This is a genomic window from Pseudomonas sp. MF6396 (assembly GCF_002018915.1).
GTDB lineage: Bacteria > Pseudomonadota > Gammaproteobacteria > Pseudomonadales > Pseudomonadaceae > Aquipseudomonas > Aquipseudomonas palmensis.
Window position 1 is genome coordinate 46,813 of the sequence record NZ_MVOK01000012.1, and the last position, 24,344, is coordinate 71,156.

At 65.6% G+C, this 24,344-nt stretch carries 27 protein-coding genes and 1 pseudogene; 16 read left to right on the top strand and 12 right to left on the bottom strand.

The annotated features are described in order from the left end of the window. Positions 1-312: 312 nt before the first annotated feature. Positions 313-636: a transcriptional regulator SutA gene (sutA, locus tag MF6396_RS14055; RefSeq protein WP_043863351.1), complete on the top strand. Its 324-nt coding sequence runs from the start codon at positions 313-315 to the stop codon at positions 634-636. Between the two features lie 159 nt (positions 637-795). Here sutA and MF6396_RS14060 read toward each other — a convergent pair whose 3' ends face one another. Genes MF6396_RS14060 through lptM form a run of 6 tightly spaced genes read right to left on the bottom strand, consistent with a single transcriptional unit; the run spans position 796 to position 5,368 of the window. Next, positions 796-1,491, bottom strand: a complete 696-nt coding sequence (locus MF6396_RS14060) for an HAD family hydrolase (RefSeq protein ID WP_078480654.1) — start codon at positions 1,489-1,491, stop codon at positions 796-798. Beyond that, a complete protein-coding gene (xerC, locus tag MF6396_RS14065) occupies positions 1,488-2,387 on the bottom strand; it encodes a tyrosine recombinase XerC (RefSeq protein WP_078480655.1) in 900 nt (299 codons plus the stop codon). The genes MF6396_RS14060 and xerC overlap by 4 nt, the downstream gene beginning before the upstream one ends. Further along, complete coding sequence (locus tag MF6396_RS14070; RefSeq protein WP_078480657.1) at positions 2,387-3,124, bottom strand: DUF484 family protein; 738 nt, start codon at positions 3,122-3,124, stop codon at positions 2,387-2,389. Before MF6396_RS14070 ends, xerC begins: the two co-directional genes overlap by 1 nt. Positions 3,125-3,137: 13 nt before the next feature. Next, positions 3,138-3,968, bottom strand: coding sequence for a diaminopimelate epimerase (gene dapF / locus MF6396_RS14075; RefSeq protein WP_078480658.1), 831 nt, complete (start codon positions 3,966-3,968; stop codon positions 3,138-3,140). Between the two features lie 4 nt (positions 3,969-3,972). Next, on the bottom strand, positions 3,973-5,220 hold the full coding sequence (gene lysA / locus MF6396_RS14080; RefSeq protein WP_078480660.1) for a diaminopimelate decarboxylase: 1,248 nt from the start codon (positions 5,218-5,220) through the stop codon (positions 3,973-3,975). Between the two features lie 13 nt (positions 5,221-5,233). Then, entirely contained in the window at positions 5,234-5,368 is a 135-nt protein-coding gene (lptM, locus tag MF6396_RS14085) for an LPS translocon maturation chaperone LptM (protein ID WP_043863360.1), read from the bottom strand. Positions 5,369-5,563: 195 nt separating this feature from the next. Between lptM and cyaY the strand changes: the two genes are divergently transcribed. The 3 genes from cyaY (at position 5,564) to rnk (ending at position 6,686) form a co-directional block, all read left to right on the top strand. Continuing rightward, positions 5,564-5,896 carry an iron donor protein CyaY gene (gene cyaY / locus MF6396_RS14090; RefSeq protein ID WP_043863361.1) on the top strand — a complete coding sequence of 111 codons (333 nt, stop codon included), beginning with the start codon at positions 5,564-5,566 and terminating at the stop codon, positions 5,894-5,896. 1 nt (position 5,897) lies between these two features. Next, positions 5,898-6,113, top strand: coding sequence for a DUF1289 domain-containing protein (locus MF6396_RS14095; protein WP_078480661.1), 216 nt, complete (start codon positions 5,898-5,900; stop codon positions 6,111-6,113). A 153-nt stretch (positions 6,114-6,266) separates the two neighbouring features. Then, positions 6,267-6,686 carry a nucleoside diphosphate kinase regulator gene (rnk, locus tag MF6396_RS14100; RefSeq protein WP_043863363.1) on the top strand — a complete coding sequence of 140 codons (420 nt, stop codon included), beginning with the start codon at positions 6,267-6,269 and terminating at the stop codon, positions 6,684-6,686. Here rnk and MF6396_RS14105 read toward each other — a convergent pair whose 3' ends face one another. From MF6396_RS14105 to MF6396_RS14115, 3 genes are all read right to left on the bottom strand, one after another. Continuing rightward, a complete protein-coding gene (locus tag MF6396_RS14105; RefSeq protein WP_078480662.1) occupies positions 6,687-9,536 on the bottom strand; it encodes a class I adenylate cyclase in 2,850 nt (949 codons plus the stop codon). Positions 9,537-9,733: 197 nt separating this feature from the next. Further along, positions 9,734-9,982, bottom strand: a complete 249-nt coding sequence (locus MF6396_RS14110) for a TIGR02647 family protein (protein ID WP_043863365.1) — start codon at positions 9,980-9,982, stop codon at positions 9,734-9,736. Between the two features lie 88 nt (positions 9,983-10,070). After that, positions 10,071-10,355, bottom strand: a complete 285-nt coding sequence (locus tag MF6396_RS14115) for a hypothetical protein (RefSeq protein ID WP_043863366.1) — start codon at positions 10,353-10,355, stop codon at positions 10,071-10,073. 145 nt (positions 10,356-10,500) lie between these two features. Here MF6396_RS14115 and MF6396_RS14120 point away from each other — a divergent pair, with 145 nt between their 5' ends. Next, positions 10,501-11,163, top strand: coding sequence for a glutathione S-transferase family protein (locus MF6396_RS14120; RefSeq protein WP_043863367.1), 663 nt, complete (start codon positions 10,501-10,503; stop codon positions 11,161-11,163). Positions 11,164-11,205: 42 nt separating this feature from the next. Here the strand turns inward: MF6396_RS14120 and argH are convergent, their stop codons facing one another. After that, the gene (gene argH / locus MF6396_RS14125) at positions 11,206-12,600 is read right to left on the bottom strand and encodes an argininosuccinate lyase (RefSeq protein WP_043863368.1); all 1,395 of its coding nucleotides are present in this window, start codon (positions 12,598-12,600) and stop codon (positions 11,206-11,208) included. Positions 12,601-12,818: 218 nt separating this feature from the next. Here argH and MF6396_RS28220 point away from each other — a divergent pair. The 8 genes and pseudogenes from MF6396_RS28220 to MF6396_RS14160 form a co-directional block, all read left to right on the top strand. After that, positions 12,819-12,926, top strand: a pseudogene (locus MF6396_RS28220) (sensor histidine kinase); the annotation flags it as partial. Next, positions 12,923-13,669: a LytR/AlgR family response regulator transcription factor gene (locus tag MF6396_RS14130; RefSeq protein ID WP_043863369.1), complete on the top strand. Its 747-nt coding sequence runs from the start codon at positions 12,923-12,925 to the stop codon at positions 13,667-13,669. The pseudogene MF6396_RS28220 and the gene MF6396_RS14130, both read left to right, overlap by 4 nt. Positions 13,670-13,786: 117 nt before the next feature. Next, complete coding sequence (gene hemC, locus MF6396_RS14135; protein WP_078480663.1) at positions 13,787-14,728, top strand: hydroxymethylbilane synthase; 942 nt, start codon at positions 13,787-13,789, stop codon at positions 14,726-14,728. Next, positions 14,725-15,492: a uroporphyrinogen-III synthase gene (locus tag MF6396_RS14140; RefSeq protein ID WP_078480664.1), complete on the top strand. Its 768-nt coding sequence runs from the start codon at positions 14,725-14,727 to the stop codon at positions 15,490-15,492. The genes hemC and MF6396_RS14140 overlap by 4 nt, the downstream gene beginning before the upstream one ends. 46 nt (positions 15,493-15,538) lie before the next feature. After that, positions 15,539-16,672, top strand: a complete 1,134-nt coding sequence (locus MF6396_RS14145) for a uroporphyrinogen-III C-methyltransferase (protein WP_078480666.1) — start codon at positions 15,539-15,541, stop codon at positions 16,670-16,672. Then, entirely contained in the window at positions 16,669-17,907 is a 1,239-nt protein-coding gene (locus tag MF6396_RS14150) for a heme biosynthesis HemY N-terminal domain-containing protein (RefSeq protein WP_078480667.1), read from the top strand. Before MF6396_RS14145 ends, MF6396_RS14150 begins: the two co-directional genes overlap by 4 nt. A gap of 210 nt (positions 17,908-18,117) precedes the next feature. Then, complete coding sequence (locus tag MF6396_RS14155) at positions 18,118-18,639, top strand: disulfide bond formation protein B (protein ID WP_043863374.1); 522 nt, start codon at positions 18,118-18,120, stop codon at positions 18,637-18,639. A 232-nt stretch (positions 18,640-18,871) separates the two neighbouring features. Further along, on the top strand, positions 18,872-19,342 hold the full coding sequence (locus MF6396_RS14160; protein ID WP_043863375.1) for an Rsd/AlgQ family anti-sigma factor: 471 nt from the start codon (positions 18,872-18,874) through the stop codon (positions 19,340-19,342). A 25-nt stretch (positions 19,343-19,367) separates the two neighbouring features. Here the strand turns inward: MF6396_RS14160 and MF6396_RS14165 are convergent, their stop codons facing one another. Next, entirely contained in the window at positions 19,368-20,033 is a 666-nt protein-coding gene (locus MF6396_RS14165) for an FKBP-type peptidyl-prolyl cis-trans isomerase (RefSeq protein WP_078480668.1), read from the bottom strand. 227 nt (positions 20,034-20,260) lie between these two features. Here MF6396_RS14165 and MF6396_RS14170 point away from each other — a divergent pair, with 227 nt between their 5' ends. Then, a complete protein-coding gene (locus tag MF6396_RS14170) occupies positions 20,261-21,259 on the top strand; it encodes an AlgP family protein (protein WP_078480670.1) in 999 nt (332 codons plus the stop codon). On the opposite strand, the gene MF6396_RS14175 is transcribed toward MF6396_RS14170, so the two are convergent. Next, positions 21,235-21,711 (bottom strand): TIGR02444 family protein, encoded by a 477-nt coding sequence (locus tag MF6396_RS14175; RefSeq protein WP_058541743.1) that lies wholly within the window; start codon positions 21,709-21,711, stop codon positions 21,235-21,237. The genes MF6396_RS14170 and MF6396_RS14175 overlap by 25 nt on opposite strands. 50 nt (positions 21,712-21,761) lie before the next feature. Here MF6396_RS14175 and MF6396_RS14180 point away from each other — a divergent pair, with 50 nt between their 5' ends. Further along, positions 21,762-23,672, top strand: a complete 1,911-nt coding sequence (locus tag MF6396_RS14180; protein WP_078480671.1) for an ATP-binding cassette domain-containing protein — start codon at positions 21,762-21,764, stop codon at positions 23,670-23,672. After that, complete coding sequence (locus tag MF6396_RS14185) at positions 23,672-24,259, top strand: mechanosensitive ion channel family protein (protein ID WP_043863379.1); 588 nt, start codon at positions 23,672-23,674, stop codon at positions 24,257-24,259. The genes MF6396_RS14180 and MF6396_RS14185 overlap by 1 nt, the downstream gene beginning before the upstream one ends. Positions 24,260-24,344 lie beyond the last annotated feature (85 nt).

Here is a 24,344-nt window from a genome sequence, read left to right on the forward strand (position 1 = left end):
AGGCACTTTGCTTTTTCACACATCACGCTAGAATGCGCGCCGTAGGGTGCGGATGACCTGTCCGCGCACTTCGATACCCTTTGCTAGGCTTGGCATTGAACAGGCCGCTCACGGCGGGGTCAGCTGGTGAAGCAATGCCGGCAGCTCTTTCTTTTTGTCGGGCCCTGCACGGGCCCGCACGGTGCTCGCCAGGTGGTAGGGCGGGCGCCGCTGGCCGCGGGCTACCCGTGGCCCTGGATTTTTCCGGCAGTGGCCGCACCTGGCGCTGTTGGTCTATAACTTATCTGCTTTTCGCAAGTCATGAGGTAGAACATGAGCGACGATGATCTGGAAAACGACGACCTCGAAGTGGGCGACGAAGACGATACCGATGAAGGCCTGGAAGCGGCTGCCGACGACGTTGCCGATGACAGCGGTGACGACAGCCCCGCACCGGTAGCCAAGGGCAAGTCCAAGGCTGCGGTCTCGGTCGACGAAATGCCCAGCATGGAAGCCAAGCAGAAGGAGCGCGACGCGCTCGCCAAGGCGATGGAAGAGTTCCTGTCGCGTGGCGGCAAGGTGCAGGAAGTGGAGGCCAACGTGGTCGCCGATCCGCCCAAGAAGCCAGACAACAAGTACGGTAGCCGTCCTATCTGAGGGTGCCGTCGAACAGAAGAGCCCGCCGTCGCTGCGGGCTTTTTTGTGGGTGGCGTTACGGGTTGCCGCTGCTGACGCTATGGCGGGGCAGGCCCGCTCCTACAACGATCACCGCAACCCTTGTGGGAGCGGGCTTGACCCGCGATGGGGCCAGCGGGGCTAACGCCAACTGAGCAACAGCTCAGGCAACTGCGACAGGCGCTCGATCTCGGCATCCGGCTGCCCCTCGGCTGTCCACGCCTTGCCCTGCGGGTTGAACCATATCGCGCGCAGGCCGGCCTGCTGGGCCCCGGCGATGTCGTCGCCCGGGTGGTCGCCGATATGCACGGCATTGCCGGCCTCGGCCTGGCCCTGGCGCAATGCTTCGAGAAACGGCTGCGGGTCTGGCTTGCCGATGCCCAGGTCCTCGGCGCACAGGGCGAACCTGAAATAGTCGGCCAGCCCCAGGCGCCTCACGTCGGCATTGCCATTGGTGACCACGCCCAGGGTGTAGCGATGGCGCAGCACCTCCAGCACTGGCTGCACCTCGGGGAAGATATCCACCTGGTGGCGCGCATGCAGGAACACTTCAAAGCCCTCGTTGGCCAGGGCGTGGGCCCTGGCTTCGCTGTAGCCGACGTCGCTCATGGCATGGAACAGCACCTTGCGCCGCAAGGCGCTGATGCGATGCCGCAGGCCCGGCTCGGCCTGCACCAGGCGCTCGCGAATGGCATACAGGTGCTCCACCGGCACCGCGCCCAGGTCGGGTGCATTCGCCGCCAGCCAGTCGCGCAGCACGGCCTCGGCACTGACAATGACCGGGGCGGTGTCCCACAGGGTGTCGTCCAGGTCGAAGGTGATCAGCTGAATGCTCATGAGTCACTGTCCTTGCTGCGTTTGGCCCTTGGGTGGGCGCTGTCATAGACGCTCGCCAGGTGCTGGAAGTCCAGGTGAGTGTAGATCTGCGTGGTGGCGATGTCGGCATGCCCGAGCATTTCTTGCACCGCACGCAGGTCCTGGGACGATTCGAGCAGGTGGCTGGCGAAGGAGTGGCGCAGCATGTGCGGGTGCAGGTTCTGCCCCAGCTCGCGGCTGCCCGCCGCCTGGACCCGCAGCTGGATCGCCCGCGGGCCCAGGCGCCGGCCTTGCTGGCTGACGAACACCGCGTTGTCCTGCGGGGCGCTGATGCCGCGCAGCGCCAGCCACTTTTCCAGTGCCTCTCGGGCTTTGCGGCCTACCGGCAGCACGCGGGTCTTGCTGCCCTTGCCATGCACCTGCACCAGGCCGGCTGGCAGGTCGAGCTGATCGAGATCGAGGCTGGTCAGCTCCGACAGGCGCAGGCCCGAGGAATAGAACAGCTCGAGCATGGCCTGGTCGCGGCGGGCGAGAAAGTCGTCGTCCACAGCGCCTTCGAGCAATTGCAGCGCGCGGTCGGTATCGAGGGTCTTGGGCAGCCGGCGCTCGCCCTTGGGCGCGGCCAGGCCGTTGGCCGGGTCGTGGTCGCACAGGCCTTCGCGGTTTAGGTAGCGGTACAGGCCGCGCACCGCCGAAAGCATGCGCGCCAGGCTGCGCGACGACTGCCCGGCATGGTGCTGGCGCGCCACGAACTGGCGCAGGTGCTGGATCTGCAGGGCGCTCCAGCTGGCGATGCCGGTTTTCTCGCAGTAGGCCAGCACGTTGGCCAGGTCACGCCGGTAGGCCAGCTGGGTATGCTCCGACACCTGGCGCTCGTTGCGCAGGTGCGCGATGAACGCGTCCAGCTGGCGCTCCATCAGCGTACCGGGCGCAGGGTCTGGGTAAAGCGCGGTAGCACGCGGCCGAGCACTTCGGCGATGTAGCTCAGGAACAGGGTGCCGACGCTGCTCTTGTAGTGCTGCGGGTCGTGGCTGGCGATGGCGAGCACGCCATGCAGGCCCTGATAGTCGAGCGCGGCGACGGCACTGGAGCCGACTTCGGGGCGCTGGGCCTCGCCGAACAGGAAGTCCAGCTCGTGGTCGCGCAGGGTGCCGCTGACCGTCTTGCCCGCGCACAGCAGGCCGCCGATGGCCTGTTGTGCTTCGGTCGGGTTGACCCAGCGGCCCACGGGCGCCACGGTATCGCCGAACAGGATCAGGCTCACGAACGGCACCTTGAACTCCTGGCGCAGGCTGTCCTCGACGGCCATCACCACGGCCTCGAGGCTGTCGGCGGCGAGCAGGTCGAGGATCAGCCGGCGGGTCTTCTCGAACAGCCGGTCGTTGTCGCGGGCCACGTCCATCAGGTGCGAGAGGCGGTGGCGCATCTCGATGTTGCGGTCGCGCAGCAGCTTGAGCTGGCGCTCCACCAGCGACACGCTGTCGCCGCGCTGGTGAGGGACCTGCAACTCCAGCAGCAGGTCGTCATGCTCGGCGAAGAACGCCGGGTTGGCACGCAGGTAAGCCACCACGTCCTGGGCCCCGACGCTGGGCGTCGAGCCCTGGGCGTCGGAGGCGTCGGGCTCTGCGGTGGGCGTGTGGGGCTGGTCGGTCATGGCTGGTACTCACTCATAGGCGAACCTGTCCTTCATACACGCGTACGGCAGGGCCTGTCATCACTACAGGCCGGCCCGGGCCGCCCCACTCGATGGACAGGCGCCCTCCGGGCAGGTCGATCAGCAGCGGCGAATCCATCCAGCCCTGGCTGATGGCAGCCACCGCCGCGGCGCAGGCACCGGTGCCGCAGGCCTGGGTTTCCCCGGCGCCGCGCTCCCACACGCGCAACTGGGCGCGGTGGCGGTCGATGACCTGGAGGAAGCCGACGTTGACCCGCTGCGGGAAGCGCGGGTGGTTCTCGATCTGCGGGCCGAGGTCGTGCACCGGGGCGCTGTTGATGTCGTCGACGCGCAGCACCGCATGGGGGTTGCCCATCGACACGGCAGCCAGGTTGACCGTGCGACCGGCCACTTCCAGCGGGTAGCTCAGGGCCTGGGCGGGGGCGTCGAAGGGGATCTCGGACGGCACCAGGCGCGGTGGGCCCATGTCGACGCTGATCTGCCCGTCGCCGCGCACATCGAGTTCGATGATGCCGCTCTTGGTCTCGACGCGGATGCGCTTTTTCGCCGTCAGGCGCTTGTCCAGCACGAAGCGCGCGAAGCAGCGCGCACCGTTGCCGCACTGCTCGACTTCGGACCCGTCGGCGTTGAAGATCCGGTAGCGAAAGTCCACGTTCGGATTGCTCGGCGCCTCGACGATCAGCAGTTGGTCGAAACCGATGCCGGTGTGCCGGTCACCCCATTGCTTGGCGTGCTTGGGCAGGATGTGCGCGTGCTGGCTGACCAGGTCGAGGACCATGAAGTCGTTGCCCAGGCCGTGCATCTTGGTAAAACGCAGCAGCATGGGGTCACTCCGGCAGCAGGCTTTCGCCGGCAAACAGCTCGGCCACGGTTTCGCGACGGCGCACTTCGAAGGCCTGATCGGCATCCACCAGTACTTCGGCGCAGCGACCACGGGTGTTGTAGTTCGAACTCATGACGAAACCGTAGGCACCGGCCGAATGCACGGCCAGCAGGTCGCCTTCGGCCAGGTTCAGCGCACGGTCCTTGGCCAGGAAGTCGCCGGTCTCGCAGATCGGGCCGACCACGTCATAGCTGCGCGGCTCGCCATCACGCGGCTGCACGGCGGTCACGTCCATCCAGGCCTGGTACAGCGCCGGGCGGATCAGGTCGTTCATCGCCGCGTCGACGATGGCGAAGTCCTTGTGCTCGGTGTGCTTGAGGTACTCGACGCGGGTCAGCAGCACGCCGGCATTGGCCACGATGTAGCGGCCCGGTTCGAATACCAGCGCCAGGTCGCGGTCGCCCACGCGCTCGCGGATGGCCTTGATGTAGTCGCCGGCCAGTGGCGGCACTTCGTCGCGATAGCGCACGCCCACGCCGCCGCCCAGGTCCAGGTGGCGCAGGTAGATGCCGCACTCGCCGAGGCGGTCGATCAGCGCCAGCAGGCGGTCGAGGGCATCGAGGAAGGGCTCCAGCGTTGTTAGCTGCGAACCGATGTGGCAGTCGACGCCGACGATTTCCAGGTTCGGCAGCTGCGCGGCGCGCACGTAGACTTCTTCGGCATCGGCAATGGCGATACCGAACTTGTTCTCTTTGAGGCCGGTGGAAATGTACGGGTGGGTGCCGGCATCGACATCCGGGTTGACCCGCAGCGAGATCGGCGCGCGTACGCCCATTTCGGCGGCAACCACCTGCAGGCGCTCCAGCTCGTCGGTGGACTCGACGTTGAAGCAGTGCACGCCCACTTCGAGGGCGCGGCGCATGTCGTCGCGGGTCTTGCCCACGCCGGAGAACACCACACGGTCGGCGCGCCCGCCGGCGGCCAGCACACGCTCCAGTTCACCGCCCGAGACGATGTCGAAGCCTGCGCCCAGGCGTGCCAGCACGTTCAGCACGCCGAGGTTGGAGTTGGCTTTTACGGCGAAGCACACCAGGTGCGAAACACCCTGCAATGCATCGGCGTAGCTACGGTACTGGGCTTCGATATGCGCCCGCGAGTACACGTAGGTAGGCGTGCCGAAGCGTTCGGCAATCGCCGACAGCGCCACGCCTTCCGCGAACAGCTCGCCGTCGCGGTAGTTGAAAGCGTCCATGGGGATCCCTTAATCAGTGCTGGTGCGATTGCGACTTTTTGCCGTCTTTGCCGTCTTCAGGCAGGTACAGTGGGCCTTTCTGACCGCAAGCGGAGACGAGGCAGGCAATCGCGACTAGCGCCGCGAGGGAGGAAATCAGGCGCTTCATGGCGAAATCCTTTGAATTTAAGCAGTATTGCGCCCGAGTATACCGAGCGCCCGGCGCCTTGCCTATGTAGCCGCTGCGCCGTCGGACAGGCGCCCGTGCAGGGTGTCGGCTGCGGGCGTTAACCTTTGCATTCGTGGCGCGGCGCTCGTATCTTGCCCGGCTTGCGTGTGTGCAGACATTTTCGAGGTTCTTGCAATGAGTTTGAGCGAAGCGCGTTTTCACGACCTGGTCGACGCGACCCAACAGGCCCTGGAAGACCTGTTCGATGAAACCGACCTGGACCTGGACATGGAGAACTCGGCGGGCGTTCTGACCATCAAGTTCGACAACGGCAGCCAGTTGATCTTCAGCCGCCAGGAGCCGCTGCGCCAGCTGTGGCTGGCCGACAAGTCGGGTGGTTTCCATTTCGACTATGACGAAGCCAGCGGCAAATGGACCTGTGAGAAGACCGAGGAGCTGCTCGGCGAGATGCTCGAGCGCATCGTCTGGGAGCGGGTCGGCGAAAAGCTCGACTTCGACGAGATCTGAGATGAGCACTGCTGCCAAACCGGCCAAGCCGCTGTACAGCAATGTCAGCCCGGCGGTGCCGTCGCCCTGCATCAGCCTGTGCCGGCTGGACGAGACCAAGGTGTGCCTGGGCTGCTTTCGGCATGTCGAGGACATTCGCCAGTGGCGCAGCGCCGACGACCAGCGCCGCCGCGAGATCTGCGCCCAGGCACAGGCACGACGCCAGGCGGCCGGCTAGGCTGCGACGGCGAGCCTCTTGTGTATTTATTGTGCTGTGGTAGTGTCGAGGTTGATCGGCCTGGCCGAAAAACATGCAAACCCCGCCCTTGGGCGGGGTTTTGCTTTATAACGCCCAGCACTTTTACCCATGAACAAGGAGTCTGACTGGATCATGAGCACCAAGCCTTCCCTTATCCTCACCCGATTGGACGTACAGCGTCTCGAGCGTCTGATCGATGGCCTCGATGAAAAGACGCAGGACTCGCCGGGTGTGCTCGCCCTGCAGGACGAGCTGGACCGCGCCGAGCAGGTAGTGAGCCACGAGGAGGTTCCGGCCGGTGTCGTGACCATGAACTCGCGCGTGCATTGCCGCGATGAAGTCAGCGGCAAGGACTACCACCTGACCCTGGTATACCCGAAGGACGCCGGCGCCGAAGGCACGGTCTCGATCCTGGCGCCGATGGGCAGCGCATTGCTCGGCCTGTCGGTGGGCGAGCAGATCGACTGGCCGGTGCCCGGCGGCAAGACCCTCAAGCTCAAGCTGCTCGAAGTCGAGTACCAGCCCGAAGCCGCAGGCGACTTCGACCTCTGATCAGGCCGCTTCCAGCGCCTGGTTCAGCACCCGCTCCAGTTCCTGCTTGTAGCGCAGGTACAGGATGCTCGAGCCCTGGCCTTCGGCAAGCAGGTCGGACAGGTCCAGGTCGGTGATGTAGCAGCGGTAGCGCTGGGCGTCACGGCGCTGGCCGACGATCTCGCGGGCGACCACCGCATACAGCTGGTCGCCATACTCGAGCTCCGAAAACTCCTTCTGGTTGCAGTACAACGTCACCTGCAGGGCGTCTTCGACGCCTGCCTGGATGATCGCCTGCACTTCGTAGGCGGTGCTGCCCAGCGTGGTGGGCGGTGCCTGGCGCGGCTCCAGCTGGCGTGCCCGGCCGATACCGGGGGGCGACAGCTGATAGTAGAGGATGTCCAGCGCGCCCTGTGCCGGCAGCTCTTCCAGCGGCAGCCGTGCGTTGTGCCGGAACACCACCGATTGCAGAAAGCGCTGCAGCGGCAGCAACAGGCTGCTGTCGTCGTGGTAGGGCAGGCGTTGCTGCCACAGCGCATTGAATTCATCCAGCACGTAGACGTCGGCCCAGTTCTCCTGCACCCGGTAGAACACCTGCAGGCACTGCGGCTGGCCCTGGGGCAGCACCAGCGCCAGGTCGTGGTCTTCCAGCACGTTGGCGTCCAGGTGCAGCGGGGTGTAATCGGCACGTTCCTCGCCCAGGTATGCCAACAGTGCATCCTGACTGTCCAGGCTGACCAGGTTGACCGCCCCGTGGTGCAATTCCAGTACATGGGTGTGATGCTGCACCTGTATCAGGTAGCGATGCCCCAGGCCTTCGGCAAGCAGCGCCTGAGCGGTGGCGAACACCTCTTCGACCCGCTGGGCGATGGCCTGGGCGCGGTTGTGGCAGAAGCAGCGCACGTTCAGCGTAGGCAGGTGGCCCTTGCTGCCCAGGCTGTTGAGGTAGTCGCGCAGGTTGCGCATCAGGGCGTGCTCGCCGTCATACCGCTGCACCAGCACTTCGTTCCAGCTGTTGAGGGTCACCTGGTCCAGGGTCAGCACCAGGTTCTCGCGCACCCCGGCGTAGCTCAGCGAGTCGGTGCGCTCGGTGGTCATCAGGATGTTGAGGTCGCGGTGATGCTGCAGCGGGTCGATGCCGACGTTGACCAGCAGCAGGATCTCGTCCGCCACGCTCGGTTGCAGCAGGCGCGCCTCGCTGACGTCCTTGAACGGCAGGGCCACGCTCTGCTGCAGGCTGCCCAGCAGGTTGAACAGCTCGTACTCGCTCAGGTCGCTGCTGCCGGGGTTGAGCGCCAGGCGCGTGGTGCTGTCGATCACCCCGTTGCGGTGCGCCCAGGCCAGCAGTTCGAGCAATTCGCGGCAGCGCTTGAACGGCACGAACTGCTCCCACTCATGGGCGTTCAGGTTGCCGCTGTACAGGCTCCAGTGGGTTTGCCCAGGCTCCTGGCGATTGGGTGCCTGGACCAGGGTCAGGGTGTCTTCGGCCAGGTCCGGGGCGATGCCCGGGTTGATGAACTCGACCTTGCCGGCGCGCCGCTCGAAGGCGGCGTAGAGGCGTCGGCCCAGCACGTTGAGGTCGCGCTGGTCGAGGCGCGTGGCAGCTTGCGGGTTGCGTGCGAACTGGCCGAGAAAACGGTAGCTGTGGTTGAGTTCGGCCACCAGGATGCGCCGTTCGGCTTCCACCTGGCGCACCTTCCACTGGCTGCGGCTGTCCAGCAGCATCAGCTGGCGCTCGTCCCAGCCCCACTCGCGGGTCAGGCGCTCGAGCAGGTCGCGCTGCCAGCCGCCGCTGCGCTGGCGCGCCAGCAGGCTGATCTTCTTGTTCACCTTCAGGTACAGGCTGCGTCGCACCAGTTCCAGGCGCTGGGCCTCGCCGCGGTGCTGCAGGTACTGCTCGATACGCCGGTACACCATCATGTACGGGTCCAGCTCGTCGAGGTCGAGGCGGTTGGCGAACACCGCCTGCTTGAACTGCAGGCTCAGGCACTGCACGTGCGGATGTTCGCTGGCATACACCTCGGTCAGCAGCAGCTTGAGCAGCGACTTGTAGGGTGACTCGATGCCCTTGAACAGCTGCCACAACCCGGCGCCCACGAACTCGCCGGGCGGGATGTGGGCCAGGTGGCCGAGGTCCAGGTTCTCGTCGGCGCGGATGAAGCGCTTGGACAGCAGGGTCTGGGTGTAATGCGCGTAGCTGCCTTCCTCGTAGACCGGCACCAGCCACCACAGCGGCGTGCGCCCGGCCAGCCACAGCGCGGTGCGGTAGAACTCGTCCAGCAGCAGGTAGTGCTGGGTGGTGCCGCAGTCGTCGGAACTCAGTGCGGTATTGCGCTCGCCGGTGACGAAGCGCTCCGGCTCGATCAGGAACAGGTGCAGTTCGGCGCCCTGGGACGCGGCCCAGACCTCCAGCAACACGCACTTTCTGCGCAGCTCGCTCAGCTCGGCCTCGCTGAGCCCGGGGGCGTGGCACAGCCACACGTCCATGTCGCTTTCATCGGCCTGGGCCAGGGTGCCCAGGCTGCCCATCAGGTACAGCCCCAGCAGCGGGCGCGGTGGCTGGCCGTGGCGCTTGCGGTAGGTGAACGAGCGGGTCAGGCGCTGGGCCTCGGCCAGCGCCTCGTCGTCGGGCTCGTAGCACGAGATGCCCGCCGGAGTGGTGCCCGATACGTAGCCGGGCAGCAGCGGGTGATTGACGTGGAAGAACAGCGCCAGCAGGTTGAGCACCTGCTGCTGGCGGCTCGACAACCCTTCCATGGCGCGTGCCAGTCGACCCTGGTTGATGGCCAGGAAGCGCTTGCGCAAATGGCTGAGCACCTTGCGATCGATGCCTTCGTCGAGGTCGGGTCGAATTTCGTGGGGGTGGTTCATTGCAGGGCTCTAACTGGCCATCACGGGAGCAATGGCGAGTTTAGCCGCTACGGGGCGAGGGGCTGAAATCTATTTGATTTCTGGCGCCATTTTGTCAGCGCCTGACGTATTGACCGGGTGTGGCCTTCGCCGGCAAGGCCGGCTCCTGTATCGATCTGCAGGATCCGGCCTTGCCGGCGAAGGCTTCAGCGAAGCTCTCAAGCCGGCTCGGCGACCGTGTTCAGGATGATCAGCAACTGCTGTACGTTCTGCGCCGCATCGCGGCCCAGCGGGGTCAGGTAGCCGCCGTCTTCCTGGGTGATCAGTTCCTTGGAGAACAGGCGCTTGGCGGCGGCAATCGCCTGGGGTGCTGCGGTGGCATGGACTTTCAGTCCTTCCTGCGTGCTGTCCAGGTTGAACAGCGCGAGTATTTCCAGTTCGGCAATCAGCTCGGGGGTAAACGACATAGATACTCCGGACTTTCCTGAAGTGGAGGGCAGCACCCTTGCAGGGGTACATGAAGTTGCAGTGTAGCCACGCCAGCCGGTAATTGCTTCAGTCCTTTTCGGGTGGCAACTCAGGCAGCGCACGCAGGGCGGTTTCGTACCACTGCGTATCGAACGCTCGGTCGTCCTCGAGCATGGCGTCGATCTCGCAGGCCAGCACGTGGGCCATCAGGTTGAGGATGTCCTCGCGCTCATAGCCCACCAGCGTCAGCTTGTTGAACGTGGCCTTGGCCGCTGGCGGGTTGTCGTTCTCGATCTGGTTCTCGATGGCCTGGATCAGGGTCGATTCGGCGAACGCTTCTTCGTCATTGTCGATATCGGTGGGCTCGCTCATGGGCGCTCTCCTCGGAATGGGCATCCAGTTTGCCATGCAGTGCACGCCAATGCCTGGCTATCGAGCAACTGCATGATGCTGGTCAGTGCCTGCGGTAGCGTCTATAAAGGCCAGGCCAACCCCTTTCGGCCTGGAGGCATGTTTCATGCTCAAGCTTCACGGTTTTGCAGTCAGCAACTACTACAACATGGTCAAACTGGCGCTGCTGGAAAAGGGCGTGCCCTTCGAAGAGGTGCTGTTTTTCGGCGGCCCCGGGCCCGCATCACTGAAGATCAGCCCCTGCGGCAAGGTGCCGGTGCTGGAGACCGAGCACGGCTTTCTCAGTGAGACCAACCTGATCCTTGACTATATCGAGCAGACCCAGCCCGGCAAGGCGCTGCTGCCCGAGGGCGTGTTCGCCCAGGCCAAGGTGCGCGAACTGGCCAAGGAGATCGAGCTGTACATCGAGCTGCCGGCCCGAGCCTGCTACCCCGAGGCGTTCTTCGGTGCCCAGGTGGACCCGGCCATCAAGCAAAAGGCCAAGGCCGAGCTGCTGGCGGGTCTTGCCGCCCTCAAGCGCAACGGTGCCTTTGCTCCCTATGTGGCGGGCGAGCAGATGACCCTGGCGGACATCCTGTTCTGCTACAGCGTCGATCTGGCGTATGCGGTGGGCAAGAAGGTGTTCGATATGGATGTGCTGGCGGACTTCCCGCAGGCCAAGGCCCTGCTCGAACACTTCAAGCAGAACCCCAACGTGCAGAGAAACGCCGCAGACAAGGAAGCCCAGATGCCGGCCTTCCTCGAGATGGTGCGTACCGGCAAGCGCTGACTTCAGCGCAGCCAGGCCCGCCAGACGGGCCTGGCGAATGCCTCAGCGGCTGGCCAGCAGCGCCTGGCCGCGGGCCACGGCTGCACGTACCTGGGCCGGTGCGGTGCCGCCGATGTGGTTGCGCGCGTTCACCGAGCCTTCCAGGGTCAGCACGGCAAACACGTCCTGCTCGATCTGGTCGCTGAACTGGCGCAGTTCGTCCAGGCTCATCTCGGCCAGGTCCTTGCCGGTGTCCACGCCGTACTTCACCGCGTGGCCGACGATCTCGTGGCAATCACGGAACGGCAGGCCGCGGCGTACCAGGTAATCAGCCAGGTCGGTGGCGGTGGAGAACCCGCGCAGCGCGGCTTCGCGCATGATCGCGTGCTTTGGCTTGATCGCCGGGATCATGTCGGCAAATGCCCGCAGCGAATCGCGCAGGGTATCGGCGGCATCGAACAGCGGTTCCTTGTCTTCCTGGTTGTCCTTGTTGTAGGCCAGCGGCTGGCCCTTCATCAGGGTCAGCAGGCCGGTCAGGGCGCCGAACACGCGGCCGGTCTTGCCGCGTACCAGCTCGGGGACGTCGGGGTTCTTTTTCTGCGGCATGATCGAGCTGCCGGTGCAGAAGCGGTCCGGCAGGTCGATGAACTGGAACTGCGCGCTGGTCCACAGCACCAGCTCTTCGGAAAAGCGCGACAGGTGCATCATCGCGATGCTGGCCGCCGCGCAGAATTCGATGGCGAAGTCACGGTCGGACACGCCGTCCAGCGAGTTGCCACCCACCGCTTCGAAGCCCAGCAGCGAGCAGGTCAGTTCACGGTCGATCGGGTAGGTGGTACCGGCCAGTGCGGCGCTGCCCAACGGCATGCGGTTGGTGCGCTTGCGGCAGTCCACCAGGCGCTCGTAGTCGCGGCTGAGCATTTCGAACCAGGCCAGCAGATGATGCCCGAAGGTCACCGGCTGGGCGGTCTGCAGGTGGGTGAAGCCCGGCATGATGGTGTCGGCTTCGCGCTCGGCCTGCTCCAGCAGGCCTTTTTGCAGGCGGGTGATCTCGGCCAGGATCAGGTCGATCTCGTCGCGCAGCCACAGGCGGATGTCGGTGGCCACCTGGTCGTTGCGGCTGCGCCCGGTGTGCAGCTTCTTGCCGGTGATGCCGATGCGGTCGGTCAGGCGTGCCTCGATGTTCATGTGCACGTCTTCGAGGTCGATGCGCCAGTCGAAGTTGCCGGCCTCGATTTCGCCCTGGATGGTGGTCAGGCCGTCGATGATGCTGTCGCGCTCGGCATCGGTGAGCACGCCGACCTTGGCCAGCATGGTGGCGTGGGCGATCGAACCCATGATGTCGTGGCGGTACAGGCGCTGGTCGAAGGTGACGGAGGCGGTGAAGCGGGCGACGAAGGCGTCGACCGGCTCGCTGAAACGGCCGCCCCAGGACTGGTTGGTCTTGTCGGTGCTCATGGATTCACTCGTGTAAGGCGTGAACGGAAAAAGTGGCGCAGATGATAGCAGGGTTGCCGGGGCTCACGGGGCTCGGCGGTCGGCGCAACTGCGGGTTTGTGTCGCAGCCGGGGGCCACGACAGGGGCGATGCAAAAGGATATTTATCGATTGAACGGCAGCGTGCCTGCAACCGTCTACAGTTGGACAGAGGATTGGCAGGTTTCGCCCTCCCAGTGAATCTTTAGCCCTCGTGCGAGTCTGAGCGTGGATCGCCGTGACGGTCGTCACTTCACCTGTCTACGCTATCCTTGTGCGAGACTCACGCAGGAATCCAGCGCTATATGAATGTCCTGATCGTTGATGACGAACCCCAAGCCCGGGAACGCCTGAGCCGAATGCTCGGCGAGCTGGAGGGCTATACCGTGCTGGAGCCCAGCGCCACCAATGGCGAAGAGGCCCTGGCATTGATCGACAGCCTCAAGCCCGAGGTGGTCCTGCTCGACATCCGCATGCCCGGCATGGACGGGCTGCAGGTGGCGGCCCGGTTGTGCGAGCGCGAAGCGCCACCGGCCGTGGTGTTCTGTACGGGGGATGACGAATTCACCGTGCAGGCGTTCAAGGACAGCACCCTGGGCCATCTGCTCAAGCCGGTTCAGGCCGATGCCCTGCGCGACGCGCTGCGCAAGGCCGAGCGCCCGAACCGCGTGCAGCTGGCAGCGCTGACCCGCCCCGGCGCCGAAAGCGGCAACGGGCCGCGCAGCCACATCAGCGCCAGGACCCGCAAGGGCATCGAGCTGATTCCCATCGACCAGGTGATCTACTTCATCGCCGATCACAAGTACGTGACCTTGCGTCATGAGGGCGGCGAGGTGCTGCTGGACGAACCGCTCAAGGCTCTGGAAGACGAGTTCGGCGAGCGCTTCGTGCGTATCCACCGCAACGCGCTGGTGGCCCGCGACCGTATCGAACGCCTGCAGCGCACACCGCTGGGGCATTTCCAGCTTTTTCTCAAGGGCCTCAATGGCGATGCCCTGATTGTCAGCCGCCGCCATGTGGCCGGCGTACGCAAGATGATGCAGCAGCTTTAGGGCGGGGCGGGAGCACTGCTTGACCAGGGACGGTCGACCCCTCCACTGACATAGATCTGCTAGCAGCCCGGATTGAGCTGTTATCATCCCGCGCATCTATCTCGTACGGATCGATCCATGTCCACTCGTGAAATCCGCATTGCCACGCGCAAAAGTGCCCTTGCCCTGTGGCAGGCCGACTATGTAAAAGCCCGCCTCGAACAGGCACACCCCGGCCTGGTGGTGACCCTGGTGCCGATGGTCAGCCGCGGCGACAAGCTGCTCGACTCGCCGCTGTCGAAGATCGGCGGCAAGGGCCTGTTCGTCAAGGAGCTGGAAACCGCGCTGCTGGAGCAGGAAGCCGACATCGCCGTGCACTCGATGAAAGACGTGCCGATGGACTTCCCCGAAGGCCTGGGCCTGTTCTGCATCTGCGAGCGCGAAGACCCGCGCGATGCCTTTGTCTCCAACACCTATGCCAGCCTCGATGCACTGCCGGCAGGCGCCATTGTCGGCACCTCCAGCCTGCGTCGCCAGGCGCAGTTGCTGACCCGCCGCCCCGACCTCGAGATCCGCTTCCTGCGCGGCAACGTCAACACCCGCCTGGCCAAGCTCGATGCCGGCGAGTACGACGCGATCATCCTGGCGGCTGCCGGTTTGATCCGCCTCGGTTTCGAAGACCGCATCACCGCCAGCATCAGCGTCGACGACAGCCTGCCAGCCGGTGGCCAGGGCGCGGTAGGCATCGAGTGCCGCACCGCCGACGCCGAAATCCATGCCTTGCTCGCGCCGCTGCACCACGCCGATACGGCTGACCGCGTGGTGGCCGAACGGGCCATGAACAAGCACCTCAACGGCGGCTGCCAGGTACCGATCGCCTGTTACGCCGTGCTCGAGGGCGAGCAGCTGTGGTTGCGCGGCCTGGTGGGCGAGCCGGCCGGTGGCCTGTTGCTCAGCGCCGAGGCACGTGCACCGCGCGCAGACGCGGATGCACTGGGTGTACGCGTCGCCGAAGACCTGCTGAACCAGGGCGCCGAAGACATTCTCAAGGCGGTGTATGGCGAGGCCGGCCACCCGTGAACGGCTGGCGCCTGCTGCTGACCCGGCCGGCCGACGACTGCGTGGCACTGGCCGCGACCCTGGCCCAGGCCGGGGTGTTCGGCAGCAGCCTGCCGCTGCTCGAGATCGAAGCGCTGCCGGTGACCGATGCGCAGCGCAGCACCGTGCTCGGCCTGGCCGACTATGCTGCGGTCATCGTGGTCAGCAAGCCGGCAGCCCGGCTCGGCCTGGCCCTGCTCGACCAGTACTGGCCCCGCACGCCGGCCCTGCCGTGGTTCACGGTGGGGGCGGCTACCGCCGCGATCCTGCAGGCCCATGGCTGCGAAGTGCACTTCCCGCCACAGGGGGATGACAGCGAAGCCCTGCTGCAACTGACCCGGCTGCAGGAAGTTTTCGCACAGCCCCAGCCGCGCTTTCTGATCATGCGCGGCGAAGACGGTCGCGAGCTGTTGGCCGAGCGATTGACCGCGCAGGGTGCTAGTGTCGATTATCTGCCCCTGTACCGCCGCTGCCTGCCCGAGTACCCGGTCGGCACGCTGATGCGCCGCATCGATGCGGAACGCCTGAACGGCGTGGTGGTCAGCAGTGGGCAGGGTCTTGAACACCTGCGCCAGCTGGCTGGCAGCGACTGGTCGCGACTGGCCGCGTGGCCGCTGTTCGTGCCGAGCCCGCGTGTTGCCGAGCAGGCCCGCGCCGCTGGCGCACAGAATGTAGTGGATTGCCGTGGTGCCAGTGCCACGGCTTTGCTGGCGGCGTTGCAGGAAACCCCTGCGCCCGCCTCCTAAGGCGCTAAGCTGTCTGGCGAGGTGCCCCAATGCAAAGGATGGATACGTGAGCGAAACTGCCTTGCCCAACGATGATCTGCAGCCGGCGCCAGAAGCGCCCGCGCAAACGCCCGCCGCCCCTGCCAAGCGGGCCGGCACCGGTCTGGCACTGTTCGCCCTGCTACTGGGTGCGGCAGGTGTCGCAATCGGTGGCTGGGGTGTCTGGCAGGTGCGCCACCTGCAGGGCGCCAACCAGCTCCAGAGCGAACAATTGCAGGCCTTGAATGCCCAGGCCCAGGCCTTGCAGCAGGGCGAGCAGCGACTGTCGTCACGCCTGGCCGACCTGCCACCGGCCGCCGAGCTCGAAGAGCGCCGGCGCCTGGTGGCGCAATTGCAGGGCGACCAGCAACGTCTGAGCCAGCGTCTGGAGACCGTGCTCGGTGCCAGCCGCAAGGACTGGCGCCTGGCCGAGGCCGAGCACCTGCTGCGCCTGGCCAGCCTGCGCCTGTCGGCATTGCAGGACATCACCAGCGCTCGGGCACTGGTCGAAGGCGCCGACCAGATCCTGCGCGAGCAGAGCGACCCGGCCTCGTTCGCTGCCCGCGAACAGCTGGCACGCAGCCTGGCCACCCTGAACAGCGTCAAGCAACCGGACCGCACCGGGCTGTTCCTCAAGCTGGCCGCGCTGCGCGAGCAGGTAGTGCAGCTCACCGCCATGGCCCCCGAATCCGAAGAAGGCGGCGAACCGCTGTTCGGCCTGGCTGCCGACGGCGACGGTGCCAGCCGCTGGTCACCGTGGTGGGCGCAGCTGTCGCGCTACTTCCGTATCGATTTCAATGCCGACAAGAACGTCAAGCCGTTGCTGGCCGGCCAGGCCCTGAACCAGGTGCGCCTGGCCCTGAGCCTGGCCCTGGAGCAGGCGCAGTGGGCCGCGCTCAACGGCGAGCCGAAGGTCTATGCCCAGGCGCTGGATGAAGCGCGCAGCGTGCTGCTGGCCAACTTCAACCACGACAACGAGCAGAGCCAGTCGATGCTCGAACAGCTCAACGCGGTGGCGAACGAGCCGGTGTCGGTAGTGACGCCGGACCTGGCCGACAGCCTCGGTGCGGTCCAGGCCTACCTCGAGCGTCGCCACCTGCCCGCCGAAGAATCGATCACGCGCCAGCCGGCGGCACAAGGTCATGAGGAGGGCACCCCATGAAACGTGCCTACCTGTGGGTGGTGGTGGCGATCGTCGTCGCGACCCTGCTGGGTATCGCCGTGGCCCGGCATAGCGGATACGTGCTGATCGCCTACGACAGCTTCCGCTACGAGTCGAGCCTGTGGGCGACCCTGGCCCTGCTGCTGGCCGTGGTGCTCGTGGTGCTGATGGTGCGCTTCGTGCTGGGCCTGGTGTTCACCTCGGGCGGGGTGGTCAACCCATGGTCGCGGCGCAACCGCAGCCGGCGTACACGCCTGGCCATCGAGCAGGGGCAACTGGACCTGGCCGAGGGCCGCTGGGCCAGTGCCCAGCGCCATCTGCATCGCGCTGCCGAGGCCGAACGCCAGCCGCTGCTCTATTACCTCGGGGCGGCCCGCGCTGCCAACGAGCTGGGGCGCACCGAGGACAGCGACAACCTGCTGGAACGTGCCCTGGAACGCCAGCCGCAAGCCGAGCTGGCCATCGCCCTGACCCACGCGCAGTTGCAGGTCGACCGCGGTGACACCGAGGCAGCGTTGGTGACCCTGCAGGCGATGCACGAGCGCCACCCGCACAACGTGCAGGTGCTGCGCCAGTTGCAGCGTCTGTACCAGCAGCGTGGCGACTGGAGCGCGGTGATCCGCCTGCTGCCGGAGCTGCGCAAGGACAAGGTGTTGTCTGCCGCGGAACTGGCCGAGCTGGAGCGGCGGGCCTGGGGCGAAAACCTGAGCCTGGCCGCACGCCGCGAGCAGGACGACCAGACCGCACAGCAGTTCCTTGAACGTGCCTGGCAGCAACTGACCTCGGCACAACGCCAGGAGCCGCAACTGGTGCTGGCGTATGCCGAGCAACTGCGCCAGCTGGGCGCCGAAAGCGACGCCGAGAAGGTCCTGCGTACGGCCCTGCAGCGCGAATACGAAAGCCACCTGGCCCGGCTGTACGGGCTGGTGCGAGGCGGCGACCCGGCGCGTCAGTTGCAGACGGCCGAGGGCTGGCTCAAGCAGCACCCGGACGATCCCAGCCTGTTGCTGACCCTGGGTCGTCTGAGCCTGCAGAATCGTCTGTGGGGCAAGGCGCGCGACTACTTCGAAGACAGCCTGCGCCGGCAGCGCAACCCTGAGGCCTGCGCCGAGCTGGCCCGTCTGCTGGCCGGCCTGGGCGACACCGAGCGCAGCCACCAGCTGTTTCAGGAGGGCCTGGGCCTGTTGGATGAGCGCCTGCTGGCCTTGCCTCTGCCTGAAGCCGTCCGGGCCTGACGTCGTACGGGTTTAGCCCCAGGTTAAACCCGTACTGTTTGGCTGGTTGCGGGGGTGGGTAACTTTTCGCTGAGTTACAGAGGAAATATCCACCTCAACTCTTCGACACTTCCCTTATGTTTCAGCGATTTATCGCGCCTGTCGTGCCTTGAAACAAGGCTCGATTTTCCTCTACCGTTGTTACATGTCTTTCCCGCACCTGGACTTGCCATGCCATTGGCCTGTTTGCGCTCATTGTTCTCCCTGGCTTTCGTCGCGTCGTTACTGATTCTCGCCGGTGCGTTTTACCTCGAATTCACCAAAGGGCTGGTGCCTTGCCCGCTGTGCCAGAGCCAGCGTGTATTGCTGGTTGTGTTTGCCGGTGTCTGCCTGGCCGCGCGCCTGCATGCACCGGGTCAGCCGGGTGCGCGTCGCTATGCGGCTGCGGCGTTGGGCCTGGCGCTGGGGGGCGGCTTGCTGGCGGTGCGCCAGATCTGGTTGCAGGGCAGCGGGGTGGCGGCGGGTGAGGCCTGCTCGATGCCCCTCGGTGCGCTCATCGAGCAAGGCAGCCTTGCCGACGTGCTGCACGCCATGCTGCTCGGTTCGGCCGATTGCGCTTCGATCACCTGGAGCTTTCTGGACCTGAGCCTGCCGGAGTGGAGCCTCCTGGCCTTCCTGCTGCTGGCGGCGCTGGCGTTGGCGCGGCTGCTGTACGTGCAGCCAGCGGCCACGGGCAAGTCATTGAAACCCTGACGCTTGCCGGCGGGGGCCAGGCAATCGACCGATGGCCGCGGGTGCGGCGATTAAACACTTGTATGAAACTTGTCGCCTGCGTACCTTGAAGGCAAGGGCGCGCGGGAATAATCTCCCTTGCACGCATACCCAAAACACTGCTGCTCGATGCCGTTCTGCTGCTTTCTCCCTTTGTTGTGCATACCTCGCACGACGGGGCGCAGCGGCATGACCCAGAAGGGAAGACACCGCCATGTTAGATAGTTGTCAGAATGCTCAGGAACGCTGGGGTGGGGTTCACAAGCTGATTGACCGCTGGCTGGACGAGCGGGCCGAACTGGTCACGGCCTTTCGCGCATTGCGCGATGCCAAACCGGCTTTTGCGGACAAGGACAAGAACCTCGGCTTCTGCGCGATACTGGTCGATTACGTCTCCGCCTGGCACTTCGAGGTCAGTGAGCAGTTGGTGGCTGAAGCCAAGGCGTTCGGAGATGACAAGGGCCTGGAACTGGCGAAGCAGATCAGCCCTCGTATCAGTGCCATTACCGATATCGCGTCGGCTTTCAACGATCACTGCGACAAGGGTAACTGTACCGACCAGGAGCGCTTCGCCAAGAAGCTCAGCGAGCTGGGCAGCCTGCTCCACGAGCGCTTCGAGCTTGAGGATTGCCTGATCGAAGTGCTGCACAACGCGCACAAGGAAGAAGAGGCCGTCCAGGCCTGATCCCTGTCTCCTCCGTTGCCGACATTCAGTCGGCAACCCCCAGTAGTTCGATCTCGAAGATCAGTGGCGTGAACGGCGGAATCAGATCGCCTGCGCCATCGGCTCCGTAGGACTTGGCCGACGGAATCACCACACGCCATTTCGCCCCGACAGCCATCTGTGGCAACGCCACCTGCCAGCCCTCGATCACACTCTTGAGGCTGAACCACTGCGGTTGTTCGCTCTGGTCGAACACGCTGCCATCGGGCAGCTTGCCGACGTAGCGTACCTGCACCCGGCCATCGGCCCTGGGTGAGGCACCATTGCCCTTGACCAGTTCGGTCACCAGTACGCCTTCGGGTAGTTCTCGTACTCCGGCACGGGCGCGTTCGGTGGCCAAGTAACGGGTTTCCACCGCCATCAGCATTTCCACCTGCGACTGCTCGGCGGCCTCGCTGGCCTGGGCCTCGTGCTGGCTGAGAATCGCTTCGCGCCGTGCCTGGCTGATTGCCAGGGGCTTGTTCGCGTAGGCCTGTTGCAACCCCTGGATCAAGGCATCGAGCTGCAGCTCGGGCATCTCGTTGCGCAACCGTTCACCCAGGCTGGCGCCGACGCTATAGGACAGGTCGTGAGCACTTGCCGGTGGCTCGGTGGTGTCTGCGAATGCGCAGGGCAGGGCGAGCAGCAAGAGCAGTAACAGGTAGCGTGGCACAGGCTCACTCCAGGTGGTTTGAGTGCATGGTGAGGGCCGGATGAATCTTTGCATAGAGCAAATTCCGACAGCCTTTTTAACAGCATCTACACTTGTGCGCAGCTGCAGCCATAACAACTTTGCCCAGGCATGCAACGCGGCGTCCTACTTACTGTCAACATGCCCTAGCGGCGGTAGCAGCAGAAGGTCTAGTATGAGCCGCATTCTCGTCAGCCAGGAGGTAAGCCATGTCGGCCAGTAAGAAGCCAGTCAGTACGCCATTACACCTGCTACATCAACTCTCGGGCAGTTTGCTCGAGCATCTGGAAAGTGCCTGCTCGCAAGCACTGGCTGATGCTGAAAAACTGTTGGCCAAGTTGGAAAAACAACGGGGCAAGGCGCAGGAAAAACTTCACAAGTCGCGTCTCAAACTTCAGGACGCTGCGGTCGCCGGCAAGAACAAGGCGCAGAACAAGGCCAAGGGCGCCGTAGGCGAACTGGAAACCCTGCTCGATTCGCTCAAGGATCGCCAGTCGCAAACCCGCCTGTACATCGTGCAGCTCAAGCGTGATGCGCAGGAAAGCCTGAAGCTCGCCCAAGGCGTCGGCAAGGTGCAGGAAGCAGCGTCCAAGGCCCTGACCTCGCGTTCGGCCAAGGCTGCTCCGGTAGCGGCCAAGTCGGCCACCAAGGCCCCGGCCCGCAAGGCTGCAGCCAAGCCAGCCGCTACCAAAGCCGCCGCCAAGCCAGCGGCCAAAACTGCCGCGGCCAAGCCAGCCGCTGCCAAGGCTCCGGCCAAGCCAGCTGCCAAACCTGCAGCCGCCAAGGCTCCGGCAAGGTCTGCTGCCAAACCCGCAGCCGCCAAGGCCCCCGCCAAGCCAGCTGCCAAACCTGCCGCTGCCAAGGCGCCCGCCAAGCCAGCTGCCAAACCTGCTGCGGCCAAGGCTCCGGCCAAGCCAGCTGCCAAACCTGCTGCGGCCAAGGCGCCTGCCAAACCTGCAGCCGCCAAGCCAGCTGCCAAACCCGCCGCTGCCAAGGCTCCGGCCAAGCCAGCTGCCAAGCCTGCTGCTGCCAAGGCCCCCGCCAAGCCCGCCGCTACCCGCGCACCCGCCAAGCCGGCCGCCAAACCCGCTGCTGCCAAACCGGCGACTTCGGCACCTGCTGCGGCCACCACGGCCGCACCGGCTGCTTCGCCTGCCGCTGCACCCGTGACGACCCCAGTGACTCAGTCGCCCTCGACTGCTTCCTGATCCGCCACCGCCACGACGCGCAGCACCTGCAGCGCGTCGTGGTGCCGGGTGCCCTGGGGGGCCAGCACGGCCAGCCAGTCACCTGCCACACCCTGATTCATCCAGCCTTCGCTAGCCTGTTGCAGGCGCGCCAGCAATGTTCGCTCCGCCTCCAGTTCCAGTGCCTTGACCTGCTCGCGCAAGTGCGTCAGCTGCGGGTCGTGCTGCGCGTCTGCACGCCATTGCCGGCGCAGTTGACGCAGCGGTGTCACCACATGCTGCTGCCAGGCAGCGGCCAGCTGTTGCAGGTGCTGTACGCGCTCGGGGGTCACCCCGGCCCTGCCGGCTTCAAGCCACGCCCCGCACAGCAGAAGGCACACATCGGCCCCTTCGTCCTGCAAGGCCAGGCAGGCAGCCTCCACGCCCGGCCGGGCGTACAGGTGCAGAGCGAAATTCCACAGGTCGGTGTGCATGGTCCTACTCGCGCCAGTTGCCATCGAAGCTGGTAGACTCCGCGGCCATTATGATCAGACTTTCGAACCTCACTTTACAGCGTGGTCCCCAGCGCCTGCTAGAAGGCGCCGAGTTGACCCTGCACGCCGGCCAGAAAGCCGGCCTGATCGGTGCCAACGGCGCCGGCAAATCCAGCCTGTTCGCCTTGCTGCGCGGTGAGCTCACGCCCGATTCGGGCGAATGCCAGCTGCCCGGCGACTGGCGCATCGCGCACATGCGCCAGGAGGTCGATACCCTCGATCGCCTGGCGGTGGACTATGTGCTCGATGGCGACGTGCGCCTGCGCGAGGTACAGGCTGCGCTCGCAGCCGCCGAGGCCGCGCACGACAACAATGCATTGGCCCGCCTGCATGTGGAGCTCGACAGCGCCGACGGTTATACCGCCGATGCCCGCGCCCGCAAGCTGCTGGCCGGCCTGGGCTTCAGCAACGAACAGATGGACCGGCGCGTCGGCGACTTCTCCGGCGGCTGGCGCATGCGCCTGAACCTGGCCCAGGCACTGATGTGCCCCAGCGACCTGCTGCTGCTCGACGAGCCGACCAACCACCTGGACCTGGATGCGATCCTGTGGCTTGAAGACTGGCTCAAGAGCTACCCCGGCACGCTGCTGCTGATTTCCCACGACCGCGATTTCCTGGATGCGGTGGTCGACCACGTGGCACACGTGGAACAGTGCAAGCTGACCCTCTACCGCGGCGGCTACAGCGCCTTCGAGCGCGCCCGTGCCGAACGCCTGGCGCAACAGCAGCAGGCGTACGAGAAGCAGCAGGCGCAACGCGCCCACATGGAAAAGTACATCGCCCGGTTCAAGGCCCAGGCCACCAAGGCGCGCCAGGCCCAAAGCCGCATCAAGGCACTGGAGCGCATGGAGGAGCTTTCGGCGGCGCATGTCGACTCGCCGTTCGACTTCACCTTCCACGAGTCCGAGAAGATCTCCAGCCCGCTGCTCGACCTTGCCGAAGCCCGCCTGGGCTATGGCGACAAGACCGTGCTGGAGAAGGTCAAGCTGCAGCTCACCCCGGGTGCGCGCATCGGCCTGCTGGGCCCCAACGGCGCCGGCAAGTCGACCCTGATCAAGAACCTGGCCGGCGAGCTGGAGCCGCTGGCCGGACGCCTGGTGCGCGGCGAGAACCTGGTGGTGGGCTACTTTGCCCAGCACCAGCTCGATTCGCTGGACAGCAAGGCCAGCCCCCTGCTGCACCTGCAGCGCCTGGCCCCCACCGAGCGCGAGCAGACCCTGCGCGACTTCCTCGGCGGTTTCGATTTTCGCGGTGCGCGCATCGACGAGCCGGTGCTGAACTTCTCCGGCGGCGAAAAGGCCCGCCTGGCCCTGGCGCTGATTGCCTGGGAGCGGCCCAACCTGCTGCTGCTCGACGAACCGACCAACCACCTGGACCTGGAGATGCGCCTGGCACTGACCATGGCCCTGCAGGAGTTCAGTGGCGCGGTACTGGTGGTGTCCCACGACCGTCACCTGCTCAAGAGCACCACCGACGACTTCCTGCTGGTGGCAGACGGCAAGGTCGAGACCTTCGATGGCGACCTCGACGACTACACCCGCTGGCTGGTCGAGTATCGTCAGCGCAATGCCCCGGTCAGCACCACACCGGTCAACCCCGACAAGACCGACAAGAAGGCCCAGCGCCAGGCTGCGGCGGCGTTGCGCCAGCAACTGGCCCCGCACAAGCGCCAGGCCGACAAGCTCGAAGCCGAGCTGGCCAAGTTGCATGAAGAGCTGGCCGGGGTCGATGCCAGCCTGAGCGACAGCGCGCTGTATGAAGCGGCGCGCAAGGACGAGCTGCGCGAGCTGCTGGCCCGCCAGGCCAAGCTGAAGGTGCGCGAAGGCGAGCTGGAAGAAGCCTGGATGCAAGCGCTCGAAGTGCTTGAAAGCATGCAGGCCGAGCTGGAGGCGTTGTCCTGATGGAGTCGATGCAGGGATTGCTGCCGGTCGAGTGGATCGGCCCCTTCTGGATGGGCCTGCAGATACTGCTGATCCTGGTCGCGGCGTACCTGCTGCAACGCCTGGTGGCGCGCTGCCTGACTCGCCTGAGCGAGCGTTACCCGTTGCCGCCGGAGCTGATGGTGCCGCTGCGCGGCGGCTTGCGCTGGCTGATCATGGGCAGCGCGCTGATCTTCGTGCTGGAGCGCCTGGGTGTTTCGGCCACGGTGCTGTGGACGGCCCTGTCGGGCTTTGTCGCGGTGGCGGCGGTGGCCTTCTTCGCGATGTGGAGCGTACTGTCCAACCTGCTCTGCGCAGTGCTGATCTTCACCGTGGGGCCGTTTCGCATCGGCGACGTGGTCGAGTTGGTCGAGACCCTCGACAAGCCGGGGGTCAAGGGCCGCGTGACCGCGATCAACCTGCTGTTCACCACCCTAGTCGAACTGCCCGAGGCGGGCGGCGCACTGGTGCAGGTGCCCAACAGCCAGTTCTTCCAGAAGAGCGTGCGCCGCTGGCGCGGTTCGGACGGCCTGGCCGTGGTAAGCGAAAGCCCGAAACCCGGGGCCTGAACACCGGCTGCAAAAAAATGTGGTGATTTTTTCAGCGGCGCATTAGCGTGGAACCCTTGAACAAGGGTCCGGGCCGAGGTGTGTG

What these genes read in the sequence shown, in the direction of transcription:
- sutA (WP_043863351.1), top strand. Translation starts at nt 313, where the DNA reads ATGAGCGACGATGATCTGGAAAACGACGACCTCGAAGTGGGCGACGAA.
- MF6396_RS14060 (WP_078480654.1), bottom strand. Translation starts at nt 1,491, where the DNA reads ATGAGCATTCAGCTGATCACCTTCGACCTGGACGACACCCTGTGGGAC.
- xerC (WP_078480655.1), bottom strand. Translation starts at nt 2,387, where the DNA reads ATGGAGCGCCAGCTGGACGCGTTCATCGCGCACCTGCGCAACGAGCGC.
- MF6396_RS14070 (WP_078480657.1), bottom strand. Translation starts at nt 3,124, where the DNA reads ATGACCGACCAGCCCCACACGCCCACCGCAGAGCCCGACGCCTCCGAC.
- dapF (WP_078480658.1), bottom strand. Translation starts at nt 3,968, where the DNA reads ATGCTGCTGCGTTTTACCAAGATGCACGGCCTGGGCAACGACTTCATG.
- lysA (WP_078480660.1), bottom strand. Translation starts at nt 5,220, where the DNA reads ATGGACGCTTTCAACTACCGCGACGGCGAGCTGTTCGCGGAAGGCGTG.
- lptM (WP_043863360.1), bottom strand. Translation starts at nt 5,368, where the DNA reads ATGAAGCGCCTGATTTCCTCCCTCGCGGCGCTAGTCGCGATTGCCTGC.
- cyaY (WP_043863361.1), top strand. Translation starts at nt 5,564, where the DNA reads ATGAGTTTGAGCGAAGCGCGTTTTCACGACCTGGTCGACGCGACCCAA.
- MF6396_RS14095 (WP_078480661.1), top strand. Translation starts at nt 5,898, where the DNA reads ATGAGCACTGCTGCCAAACCGGCCAAGCCGCTGTACAGCAATGTCAGC.
- rnk (WP_043863363.1), top strand. Translation starts at nt 6,267, where the DNA reads ATGAGCACCAAGCCTTCCCTTATCCTCACCCGATTGGACGTACAGCGT.
- MF6396_RS14105 (WP_078480662.1), bottom strand. Translation starts at nt 9,536, where the DNA reads ATGAACCACCCCCACGAAATTCGACCCGACCTCGACGAAGGCATCGAT.
- MF6396_RS14110 (WP_043863365.1), bottom strand. Translation starts at nt 9,982, where the DNA reads ATGTCGTTTACCCCCGAGCTGATTGCCGAACTGGAAATACTCGCGCTG.
- MF6396_RS14115 (WP_043863366.1), bottom strand. Translation starts at nt 10,355, where the DNA reads ATGAGCGAGCCCACCGATATCGACAATGACGAAGAAGCGTTCGCCGAA.
- MF6396_RS14120 (WP_043863367.1), top strand. Translation starts at nt 10,501, where the DNA reads ATGCTCAAGCTTCACGGTTTTGCAGTCAGCAACTACTACAACATGGTC.
- argH (WP_043863368.1), bottom strand. Translation starts at nt 12,600, where the DNA reads ATGAGCACCGACAAGACCAACCAGTCCTGGGGCGGCCGTTTCAGCGAG.
- MF6396_RS14130 (WP_043863369.1), top strand. Translation starts at nt 12,923, where the DNA reads ATGAATGTCCTGATCGTTGATGACGAACCCCAAGCCCGGGAACGCCTG.
- hemC (WP_078480663.1), top strand. Translation starts at nt 13,787, where the DNA reads ATGTCCACTCGTGAAATCCGCATTGCCACGCGCAAAAGTGCCCTTGCC.
- MF6396_RS14150 (WP_078480667.1), top strand. Translation starts at nt 16,669, where the DNA reads ATGAAACGTGCCTACCTGTGGGTGGTGGTGGCGATCGTCGTCGCGACC.
- MF6396_RS14155 (WP_043863374.1), top strand. Translation starts at nt 18,118, where the DNA reads ATGCCATTGGCCTGTTTGCGCTCATTGTTCTCCCTGGCTTTCGTCGCG.
- MF6396_RS14160 (WP_043863375.1), top strand. Translation starts at nt 18,872, where the DNA reads ATGTTAGATAGTTGTCAGAATGCTCAGGAACGCTGGGGTGGGGTTCAC.
- MF6396_RS14170 (WP_078480670.1), top strand. Translation starts at nt 20,261, where the DNA reads ATGTCGGCCAGTAAGAAGCCAGTCAGTACGCCATTACACCTGCTACAT.
- MF6396_RS14175 (WP_058541743.1), bottom strand. Translation starts at nt 21,711, where the DNA reads ATGCACACCGACCTGTGGAATTTCGCTCTGCACCTGTACGCCCGGCCG.
- MF6396_RS14180 (WP_078480671.1), top strand. Translation starts at nt 21,762, where the DNA reads ATGATCAGACTTTCGAACCTCACTTTACAGCGTGGTCCCCAGCGCCTG.
- MF6396_RS14185 (WP_043863379.1), top strand. Translation starts at nt 23,672, where the DNA reads ATGGAGTCGATGCAGGGATTGCTGCCGGTCGAGTGGATCGGCCCCTTC.